General features: G+C 50.5%; 4 protein-coding genes. 1 reads left to right on the top strand and 3 read right to left on the bottom strand.

Features of this window, described 5'->3' with window-relative positions; translation table 11 throughout:
• Positions 1 to 4: 4 nt before the first annotated feature.
• Genes SPB21_RS04145 through SPB21_RS04135 form a run of 3 tightly spaced genes read right to left on the bottom strand, consistent with a single transcriptional unit; the run spans position 5 to position 2,676 of the window.
• Positions 5 to 946, bottom strand: coding sequence for a major capsid family protein (locus tag SPB21_RS04145; RefSeq protein ID WP_499865647.1), 942 nt, complete (start codon positions 944 to 946; stop codon positions 5 to 7).
• A complete protein-coding gene (locus tag SPB21_RS04140; protein ID WP_499865646.1) occupies positions 943 to 1,452 on the bottom strand; it encodes a structural cement protein Gp24 in 510 nt (169 codons plus the stop codon). The genes SPB21_RS04145 and SPB21_RS04140 overlap by 4 nt, the downstream gene beginning before the upstream one ends.
• 3 nt (positions 1,453 to 1,455) lie before the next feature.
• The gene (locus tag SPB21_RS04135) at positions 1,456 to 2,676 is read right to left on the bottom strand and encodes a DUF2213 domain-containing protein (protein ID WP_499865644.1); all 1,221 of its coding nucleotides are present in this window, start codon (positions 2,674 to 2,676) and stop codon (positions 1,456 to 1,458) included.
• A 126-nt stretch (positions 2,677 to 2,802) separates the two neighbouring features.
• On the opposite strand from SPB21_RS04135, the gene SPB21_RS04130 reads away from it, so the two are divergent.
• Positions 2,803 to 11,400, top strand: coding sequence for a tape measure protein (locus SPB21_RS04130; protein WP_499865643.1), 8,598 nt, complete (start codon positions 2,803 to 2,805; stop codon positions 11,398 to 11,400).
• Positions 11,401 to 11,429: the final 29 nt, after the last annotated feature.

The raw sequence follows: 11,429 nt of genomic DNA, 5'->3' as shown, positions 1-11,429 counted from the left end.
CCCCCTATGCTGGTTTGACGACATCAACATAACGGCCCGCCAGCGGATACTTCCACCGAACGCCAGAGATGCAGGAATACATCGGGACAATGTACTGAGCGTTCCGGTATTCTGTTTCGAGTACCTGTGTGGGCTCAATGTGCCGATCTAAGATTTCCGCACTTCGGGGATAAATAGCAATGCGGTCTTTGTTGGTCCCAACACTATGTACTCCATAGCGCTCAAGCTTTTCAGATTTCAGCTCTGGCGAAGTCCCGAACGTCATCCGCGAGAACCCCGATTCTTCGCCGCTGAATAACTTGCGCAAGTGTTCGATAGCGCTGACTGCAGTCCCGCTAAGGCGTTTCGATGATAGTTGCTTCCACAACCGAAACGCCATCTCAATGTGATTGGGGTATTCGGTTTCGTCGGTCGAATCGGTCACGGCTGCAACTTTCTCAACAAAGAAATCAACCAGATTTTCTGCTGTTGTCGCGCCAGCATACGGATCAAAAGACGTGTCATCTACAGGAGTTAGCGGATTGTTTAGCATTCCCGTCAAGCCATACTGAGCGCTACCGAAAGCAGTTAGCTCATTGATGCGGCTAGCGATTGCTCGCCGTGCCACCCGTTGCCGTTCGTCAGTCAGCGGCTGATTAGCAAATGTAGCGGCTTGCAATTCTCTCACCGTGTAGTGAAAAGAACTGAATACGGCTACCACCGGGTCTCGGGTCTCGCTGACATTGTAATCAGCCAGCGGAATATCAAAGGCTTGGTCAGCGACAACAGCAGCCTGTCCACGACCTTCAATCTGTTCCTGCACCAAGACTTGAGCGCCAGGGCTCAGATCAGCAACGGTCGGGACAAGTATTCCGTTCTCATACCGAAAGGGTCGAAACCGCTGACGAATAACGTCAGGTAGTTTCTGTTCTAAGTAACGACTCAGGTGAACTCCATAATCTGTCATCGTTTCAGTACCTCAATTTTGCAAACTTCACCAGCTGCCGCGACTTCTGCAAACTTGAAGCGGGCCGATAAATCTTCAGCGGAAGCAGTATCGGCATCAGTACGATATTGACCGGGCTTCCCTGTCCCACCAAACCGCACAAAAACAGGATCCGCAGGCGTTACATCTTCCTCGACAATGCCGTAAAAGAAACCCTCGACTATATAGCCAACGGGGCGTTTATCGGCATAGCCGCGATCTCCGTTTGCGTCGATAGATTCATGATCGATCTGTTGGATCGTGGTCGCGATCGCTACACCCAACACAGATTGACCCGCTGCTGAAATTACTGTGGCAACAGGACGCTCGCCTCGGGTGGCAGGAGTCGCTTCAACAATGACGCGGCCAAATGGCAAGACGCCATCCATGCCATTGGATGCGGTACGAATGACAGCATGCTCTGTCGTTGCTACTTGTCCTTCAAATCCTTTTCGGTCGGTGACCGTTTGATAGTTGGTAATCGCCATTAGTTAGTTACTCCACGCCTCCGAATATTGCTTGGCTGCATCTGCGCGAGCCTTATCAATTGCGCTTTCTGTAGACGGCGCGTGGTCTTGACGCGACTTCTCTAGCTGCGCCAACATGCCTTTCAGTCCGCTGCTGATTTTCTCCTGCTCGCCATCGTCATCCGCCGCATCTTGCCTGGACTGTTCGGATAGCTCAGGAGCGATCGCACGCCATGCACCCTCAATAAATCCATCGTCCTGGAAATTAGGATCAGCCGCCATATCCGCCCGATGCTTGGCAATCCACAGGCGCTTCACATCGGCGGAAGATGCGGAAAAATCAGGCTCAAAGTTAGCATCCATGTGCGGCAAAATGCGCGACCAGCAATCCAGTCGATCTTTCACTTCACTCGCTACATACTCTTGAACTTCTTTGGCATCCAGTTTTGGAGAAGTTTCCAGGGAATCAGCCTTGGCCTTGTACTTTTTCATATCGGACTTGAGAACTTTATTCTCGCCGTCCATGGCCATGTGCTTTTTCTTCATATCCGCATGGTCTTTGACCATGGATGAAATCGCACTAGATAAGGCTTTGGCGTCGTCGCCTTCGACTTCGTAGTCTTTATTGCCGAGGGTTATTTTCATAGTTTTTCGGGGTACAACGACAGACGTTAGGGGGTTAGAGATTTCGCCATCACGCAGCAAACGATCTACGAGCGCATCATCAACAGCATCGGTATAGCTACGTACTTCAGAGCCATGACGACCGCGCTTTACAAGAGCAAAATGATTGTGCTTTCTAGGCAGCTGGTGATATGGATTTTCTTTAGTGCCATCGCCATCCATCCAGTCAGTTAGGTAGGCGGGCGATATCTCTGGATACTCGCCAGATTCAACAGCGGCGATCGCATCCTTGGAAAACAACGTCCCAACGATACCTAGAAAATCGCCATCAATGACAACGGAATGCCCGGTACTGCCCTGGATATGCTGCCGCACTGTTTCAGGAGAGATTAGTTCGTCCGGGTGATCAAGTGTGATGACTCCCATCTTGGCCGAATCAATCGAATCCCGATGAAATAGCTGTTGCGGTCGAATAATCTCATATCGCACACCGTCCTTCATCTGCTCGTCTTGGTACGCCAGCAATTGATTCGCCTTGCCAATACGCATATAAAATCTCAGCCGACCATCATCGAGCCGCTGCGATTTCAAGATAAATCCAGTGTCAAAACGCGATTTCAAGAAATCATCCAAAAAAGCACTATGTCGAATATAGCACTACTATTGAGAATGGCTGCAACCCCTGCCGATTAAGGCTTTTAAGGGCTATTTGCTGTATACATTTTCTGTTTTTGTCAACTGGAAGTTATGTCTCAATCTATCGGAACGTTGTTTCTTGAGCTTGAACTTAATACAGAGAAATATACGGCGGGGATGCAGGCGGCCAAGGCACAGGCCGAAAAGTTAGAGCGCGACCTAAAAAGAACTCTAAATATTGGTGGACGTAATTCGTTCGATATTGCGCCGAAAGTAGATCTTAGCGGGCTGCATGAACTGAACCGGGTTTATGACTCGAAGATTAAGCACCGGAAGCAGGTGCAGGCTGACTTAGACAAAAATCCCATCACACCTCGTGTTGATAGCTCTGCGCTAGATGCACTAGAGAAGCAGTTAGACCGACTCAGTGGGAAACAGATTCATATTGCAGCAGAGGTTAGAGCCCAGGTCTCGGCAATGGGCGGCGCGGCTGGCGGGGGTGATCATTCAAAAGAAATTGCTAGCACGCTAAAAGACATCAGCGGTGCGGTCAAGGATATTCGCCAGGCGGTTAAGGGCGTTTCAAGTCTGCCGCAAGCGATCGCTAGTCAATTACAGCCAAGCGCAGTTAGTCAGGTTGGGTCAGCGATCGGCGGGGTTTTGTCTGTGCCAGGGCAAGCGCTCTCTGGCGCAGTTGGAACGATTGCAACGGGTGCTCTTGAAAACGTTGGCAGAGAAGCAACGGCTGATTTCTCCAAGGGTCTTTCGTTGGGAATTAATCGGGAACTCTCGTTTTTGATTGGCTCGTTTGACAAAGTTGGTAATCAGCTAGGGCAAGGGTTAATCAAAGGTGTTCTCGATTCGTTTGGCCGAGACGCAGACATGATCACCAAGGTTCTGGAAGCGGCCATTGGGAAGCAAACGATATTAGTTGAAGGGGCTGCTGTTCGGGGTAAACAGTCAGCTGAAGCCAGGTCAAACCGAGGGTTTGCTAGTGCGCAATCGGCAAAGGAATTTGAATTTGTAAAAAGCAATAGAGGTGAGATATCCAAACTTGCTAAGCAACTCGATACTGAATCGAAGGAATTAGCTAGAAAAGAATCTGTTATCCGAGACCGGGTTGCAGAAGCTGAAAATAGCCTGGGGATGGAAGCCGTATCGCAGACATTAGAATCCTCGCGGCGTGATTATCAAACAATCCAAACAGAATTACTAAATCAGCTAAAGCGCCAAGAGCAAGCACGCGAAGATATTGATACTTTCCAAAAGAAGCTTGATACTGCCTCAAATCCTGCTACTCGAAAAGATGCTCAAGTCAGGCTGGCGCTTGCAGAAGAAACGTTTGCCGATAGCTCCGACATAATCAACGTTCTCCAGGCGCAGGCGACTACAGTTAAAGCTGATATTGATACGCTCAGTAATCGCGTTGAGATGATTGCCGAAATCGCGGCTAATCGGTTCCAAGGCTTGATGGATGAGCTTACCAAGGCGGATGACCTGCTAGCCAATAAGCAACGACAATTTGAGCGATATGTCAATGCGGTTGAAACGTTTGATTTGCTAGATGTGCCAAGTGACATGGCAACGTCGAGCCCAGTCGTCAATCGAGCGAGAAAGAAAGATAGCCCTGAAGCGCAACAAGTTTCGAGAAATTATCAAATCCTTGTCGGTGAAGTTGCTAAAAGATCTGGTGTTTCTTTGGCCAATCAAGACATCCCCAGACTGGTTGCCAATGAAAATTTGCAGGGTGCGAACGCAATGTTCGTGCAAGACACAAACTCAATCCAGATCTCATCATCTGTCATTGAAGCGCTTAATCAAGGAACACTCACCAGCAAGCAATTAGAAACATTAGTCCATGAGTTAAGACATGCTGCACAAAGCGACTTTGGCCGCGCTGGCGAAAATATTGCTATACCAACTCTTGACCTTACTCCTGAGGAGCAACAGAGATATGGGCCTGGTATAGAAAGGTCTGTTCTAGGGGGGCGAGGGGGATCAGAAAGTTACCGCAGGACGATTGAATCAGATGCCTATGCGTTTGCTGGTCGTGAATCGGCTGACATTGGTGAAGCCTTATCACGACAAAGGGCGATTGATTCATTGCAGTTAGAAACAGGTATCGGCGGCGGAAAAATCAAAGATGCTTACGCTCAGATTGAAAAACAATATGTCGCTGAACTGCTATCTATCCAAAGCAAATTTGATATCGATTCATCTCCTGAAGCAGCCAAGGCAGTCCAGGCTTTTGCATTAGTAGAGCAACGAGTCAATGACCTGGCAAATAGCGCGGCAAATTTAGATGATTTGTCAATTGAAGAAATATCTAAACTGCAATTCCGACTTAGATCCGCACTAGAAAAGGCTGAGGCTGCACTGAAAAAGCAGGTCGAAAAATTTGAATCCACTGTTCAGGGCAAAGCCGTACTTGGCGAGCCCTTGCAAATGCCGGTCAACCCTCTAAGGGAACCAGAGCTTGTAGAAGTCGCCCAAGGTCAGCCCCAAAAACAACGCCAAGCCAGGCAAGCCACTGCTCAAGCTGGCGTTAGTCAATCGTCCAGCCCCATAGAGAACGTATCTCAGCAAATAGAGGGTGTAGCCGATGACGTAAAAGAGCGACTCACCTTTCAAGATATTGAGGAGATACTTAGCGAACTCAACCAAGTCGCTGCTGGATTTAAGACAAAATACACTGAACTCAAAAAGCAGATTAAGGAAAATGTTAAAGCGGGGCAAGAGAACATCGCTAGAGCCCAAATTGAGGCGTATCTAAAAACATCAGAAGAATCACGAACTGAGATTGAGCAGGTTATTGAAATGCTCAGATCTGAGGGAGTTGATGTTGGCGTTGAATCCGCACTTGGTTCTAGGTTTCAAGGTATCAAGGGCCAACTGGCACAGAAGGAAACGTTTGCTAAACGACAGCTCAATAAACTCCCAGAAGCAACCAGCGTTGGGGGCAATATTAGCGAAGGGATGGCGCAGGGGGTAGAACCGCAGGCCGTTGTCGATGCCATTGAGAATATGGCAGAAGCTGGAATTAAAGCGGCTGAGGACACACTTGAGATTCAGTCGCCGTCTAAAAGATTTTTTAGGATGGGTCTGTTTAGTAAGCTGGGTTTTAATCTTGGATTCTCCAAAGGTCCGTCCACTGTCAGCGCAGATCTTGAGGAAGAACTTAAGGCTGCACAAAAAGCAGTAGAAGAGTTTGCCCGTACCAAGAAAATCAACAAAAACGATACCCAATTCACAAACCGCCAGAGCGCCGCAGAGCAATCCCTAAATGAAGCTGAACAGGCATCAGCAAAATTTGATAGGGCGGAGATGGAGATTGAGCGCCGCTTTGCTAAATCTCAGTCCGGACTAGACAACACACTGATTCAAGCCGAGGCAGGGACAGAAAGTCTTGTTGGACGCATCAACCGAGTGCTGAAATCTGAGGGGATTATCAATGGTGGCGGATGGCTCGCCGAACTAAAGGATCAGGCGCTAGGGGTAGTTCAAGGTTTTCTTGGATTTGGGGCGCTCTCATTTGTTGGCCCCATGCTGGGGGAACTTGCTAATCAATCTGTTAATGTCGCGACACAGCTAGAAGGCTTGCGCAATACATTGAAACTGCTTGAGGGCGATTCCGTTAGCGCGGCTCAAAGTTTAGATGATGTATTTTCTAGGGCTAACGAACTGGGAGTTGATGCACGCGCATCAGTGAGCGGGTTTGTCCAGACTCAAGCCGCCGCGCGCGGGACAAGTCTTGAGGGACAAGGCGCAGAGGATGTTTTTGACGCGGTACAGCAAGCCTCGGCGGTATTTCAGCTATCCGGAGAACAAACTGAGCGCACCCTTTTAGCACTGCAGCAGATGTTGTCGAAAGGAAGTGTTCAAGCAGAAGAATTACGAGGTCAATTAGGTGAGGCGCTTCCAGGGGCGTTCCAAATCGCCGCGCGGTCAATGGGTGTGACAACCCAGGAGTTGTCAAAAATGCTGGAGCAGGGACAGGTTGTTAGTGACGAATTCCTGCCCGCCTTTGCCCAACAGTTAGAAGCCGAAACCTTTAGCGGGCTAGCAGCATCCGCCGATTCTGCCCAGGCTTCGATGAACCGATTCAACAATACTGTATTTGAATTACAGGCGAGTGTTGGAGAAAACCTTCTCCCGGCACGGCAAGTCGGAGTGGAAGCGTTAACGGCAGGGCTGAAACTGGCTCAGGAAAATGCCCAGCTACTGATCACCACTTTCACCGTGCTATCTGCCTCGATGGCAATGAAGCTGGGAGGCGCTGCGATCGCAGCCGCCAAATCCCTTGGTATCATTCCACCCGCAATGATGGGCATCCGAACCGCGACGACAGCCACTATTAAGACGTTGGCGGTCTTTGCCGTTAAAATCGGCCTAATCAATGCGGCACTGAAGCTTGGACAGATTGTATTTAGCGCCTTCGGTGAAAATGCTGGCGAGCTTGGCGATATTGTTGAGTCGAATACTGACAGGCTAGAGCGCTTTGCCGATTCATTAGATCGCATCGCAGGCAGTGGAGAAAAAGCTGCTGACAGCCTGGGCGGGGTAAAGCTGACTGGCCCTATCAGTGTATTAACCGAAGGGATAGGTGGCTTCCTTACGAATGAAGCGTCCAGGAGTGGAGCTAGAGGGCTTGCTGACCGCACTGACATTGTTGGTCAAGCGTCTAATTTCATCAAAAATCGCTTTGCTCAAAAACAACAAAATGATGCTCTTGAAGCAGCGGATGCACTGCAATCCAACACGGCTAATGTGATTGCGCAAGCTGCAGAATTTACATCAGGGCCTCGCAACGATGAACTACAGCGGTTTGGCGAGCTGGATAAAGAACTCCAGGTATTGCGGCAACGACTGAGAGTAACAGAAGCGCTCGACACTGACAACCTAGCTAAGCAAAATGCACTCGAAGGGCAAATCAACCGGAAGCTAGAAGAACGTGAACGGCTGGTCGGCGATGTAGGGACGACTCGCCAGGTGGTTGATGAGCAACTGAAAACTCAGGAGGACGGGCTTGCTGCACTGAAAGTTCTTTATGAGCAAGGCAGTATCACAGCCGAAACGTATAACACGGCAGTTGCAGACCTCACCCCGCAAATCGCATTACTAAAAGCACAGCAAGAGTTATTCAACCAAGCGCTTGACCAATCCGTTGTTGATATTGAACGCATTGCTGATGCAATTTCTGATGCCGCCGCCGCCCTCGATGCCGCCGCGATTAATTCAGCGCGGGCTGGTTCTATTGGTCGCAGTAATTTAGCCAGGGCACAAATCGCTGGAGCATCTGAGGGACAAATAGCCAGTCTATCTCGGGGGCTGGAGCAACAAGCGCTGGCGTCTGAACTATCCGCCACGGCACAGGCCATTGCCAAACTTAATGCTGAGTTAAGTTCAGTCGATTTAGCCGACAGCCTCAATGCATTGGGAGGACGAGAGGCATTGTCAGGGCTCAGAGCGCCTGAACTTGCCCGGATGCAAGATCGGATCGGCGATACAGACCCGGCATCAACAAAAACGCTGGGTCTCCTGATCAACCTAGATGAATACGAAACTCAGGCGCTGGATATCCAGGCTCGAATTGATGAATCTGCAGCCACAGCAGCGATGGACCTGCGCGCGCTGGGTGAATCTATCACGGATTACTACCAGGGCATTTCTGAAAGCTTTGAGTCAACAATGCTCGAAGTGGAGCAAACGTTAGCGCAGGCTGAATTTAACCAGTTGCAAGCCGACCTGACCCGCAGCGTTAACAACATCACCGACGAATTCCTGGGCACCTATACCGATACCATCACCGATACCATTCAATCGATCTTTGATGGTGTGATGGAAGGGTTGCAGCTAGAGGCCACGGAAGCTGGAATCCGACAGCAGCTGGCCGGGACGATACAGCAGGGAGTGGGCTTAATGGGGCAAGTGCCGGGGCAGATGCCTGTGATTACATCAGGTGTGGCTACTGATGTCGTCAATCTTGCTGAACAATGGGATGGGAAGCACTTCAATGAAGGCGTATTTGCTCAGTGCGCTTACTTTGTCCGAGAGGTGTTCAAGAGCGCAGGGATAGAGCTTGGGGTGAGCGCTGACAAACTATCTTCAGGAGACCCCAGGGCGGGTGAACTGGGGGCCGGGTTCGCTTCTTCTTTGATCGGCTCTGATATTGGGCAAGTGGGCAGAACATCCGACCCAACTGCTATTCCCGCTGGCGCAATCGTAGGATTCACAAATACATACGGCAATTTTGAGCAAGGTGCAATCACTCACGTCGGGGTATCCACTGGCGACGGGCAGATGGTTGATAGATCCACTCAGTCTAGACCTGTGCAAGAACGCGCTATCTCTACATTCAAGCCTGACGCTCAAGGCCAATACGTCTACGTAATACCCAGTCAGCTTGCCGCCCCCGCTATGGCCAACTTGCCTCAAGCACAGGCGCGACCGCAGACGGATTTCTCCAACCTCACCGTCAAAGGGCAAGCGGCATCTCAAGAGCAAATCAATAACGCTCGCATCATTGCTGAAGTAGGGCGGTCACTGGGGGCGAATAACGAAGAGATTGCAGGTGCGATCGCAACCGCTATCCAAGAATCCAATTTAATCAATCTCACTGGCGGCGACAGGGATTCACTTGGCTTATTCCAGCAGCGACCATCAATGGAATGGGGTAGTCGCAATCAAATCTCAGATCCGGTCTTTTCGGCTGAATCATTTTACACAGGTCGTGGCAGCAACATTGGACTGCTCGAAACTCAGCGGGGGCAAGATATTTTTGCGAGGTCTCACCAGGTGCAACGCTCTGCTCATCCAGACGCACCACGTCAATGGGACCAAGAAGGTCAAGCGCTGGCAACGGCCCTTACGGGAGGAGGAGTATTCACAACGCCAGCAGTCAACACCAGCGGCATCACGCAGGGTCAGGACCTGGCAGCGCTCGGTGCGAATCAGCAGATCGACGCAGCCCAACGACAATTTGACGCACAGCGAGATCTGAGACGGGCAGAGGCTGAAGCCAATACCCGCAAACTGCAGCAACAGTTGCTAGACGATCGTCGCCGTGAAGATGACTCTCAGCTACAGCGCGATCGCGAAATTGAGGATGCAAATCTTGACCTGGCCCCCGACAATGCCACCACTCGCCGGACTAGGGACTTTATCCAGTTAGACCGCGAACAGGCTGACAGTACTCGTGACCTGCAACGCCAAATCGAAGACATGGAATTGTCTTACGATTCAGCTCAGCAGTCTATTGATGAATTCAATCGCACTATTGAAGCGGCTGAGGCTACTGGCGGCGACCCATTCTTGATTGCTCAATCGCGTGAGCAAGTCGAATCGCTCAGAGAGGCCCAGTCAGACCTGCTCCCAGCAATAGAAAATCGCCGCAAACATCTAGCCGACATGGAGGCACTACACCTTGAGGAGCGAAAACAGCTAGAGGTAGAACATGAATTGGCTGTCGAAGCTGAGCGCATTGCTAAGGCCAGGGCCGAGGCTGATATCACAGGAGATCTTTCACGGTCTCAAATTGAGCTAGCTCGCCAGAATGGAGCCCAATCCGTAGCGATAGGGCTCAACGCCGACATCCAAGTCACGGAGCTAGATCTAGAAAGGGCTGAAGCCTTACTCAAACTCAGGGAACAGCTTGCCAACGAACAGATCACAGACGAAGAATACGAGTTACGGCTGAAGCTGGTCACTGAAACATTTGACAATCGACAGGAATTGCTAGGTCGTGAAAATGATCGAGAAAACCGTGCTCAGGAATTAAGGGATGGGCGTGCTGTTCTTGACTCCAACATGGGTGTTGCCAATGCTGCTCTGTCCCTGGCTGATCAACGCGGCTTTGGCAATTCTCGGCAGATGAATGAACTCAGAGAAAATATGGCGATCGCTGAAGAAAATATGCGATTTGCCGAGCAACTAGAGTCTATCCACAATAATGCCGACCTATCAGCAGATGCGATTGAGCGCATGACAGCCAACGCCGAAGCGATGCACGAGCTTAATTTGGAAGGGATTAATGCGCAATTCTCTGAAATGACGGAGATTTTGCAAATGGCACAGGGGCACGCTACCGACGCATTTGCATCATTCCTGGATGGTTCAAAAACAGCGGGTGAGGCGTTCAGTGGCTTTATCGACTCCATGATTTCTGGCTTAGCTCAAATGGCCTCTCAATTGCTGATGCAAGAAATCTTCGGCGGCTTATTTGGTGGGCTAGGTGGTGCAGCCGGTGGCGGCAGTGGTATCTTTGGCATCGTTAAAGGCTTATTTGGTGCAGCCGATGGCGGCTATGTCCCTAACTTCATGTCGGGCGGCTCCATAGCCGATGCCTATCGTCGTGAGTCAATGGCCCCTGGTCAGCCCAGACTAGCCATGCTCAACACAACTGAGGCAGTGCTCACCCAACGACATCAGGCGCAGATCAACGCAATGCTGGCCCCCATGGGTAGTTCGCTGGATCAAGTCTTCGCTGGGAATTACGCTGGTGGGGGATATATGGGACAAAAGGCAGCCGCAGGGGTTGCGCCAAGTGGGACCAGGGTAGCACCGGCTATTTCTATCTCAAATCAGTTCGCTAGCACTGGCGACTCACAGCGAGATGGTGAATTTGCTAAGAAATTGGAGCGGAGGCAAGCGGCGCTGGTCCGGCAGATTATTCAAGAGGAGCAGCGGCCTCGGGGGCTGTTGTCGCGTTAATACGATTCTGAGATCCAGTAGCTAACGAT

Origin of the sequence: Leptothoe sp. ISB3NOV94-8A (assembly GCF_043421595.1) — a bacterium.
GTDB classification, from domain to species: Bacteria; Cyanobacteriota; Cyanobacteriia; order Phormidesmidales; family Phormidesmidaceae; genus Leptothoe; species Leptothoe turfae.
Note: the sequence above shows the minus strand (reverse complement) of the source record. Positions and strands in the feature narration are given on the sequence as shown.

Bases quoted from the DNA above. Each gene is read 5' to 3' on its own strand.
- SPB21_RS04145 (WP_499865647.1), bottom strand. From the start codon at position 946: ATGACAGATTATGGAGTTCACCTGAGTCGTTACTTAGAACAGAAACTA.
- SPB21_RS04140 (WP_499865646.1), bottom strand. From the start codon at position 1,452: ATGGCGATTACCAACTATCAAACGGTCACCGACCGAAAAGGATTTGAA.
- SPB21_RS04130 (WP_499865643.1), top strand. From the start codon at position 2,803: ATGTCTCAATCTATCGGAACGTTGTTTCTTGAGCTTGAACTTAATACA.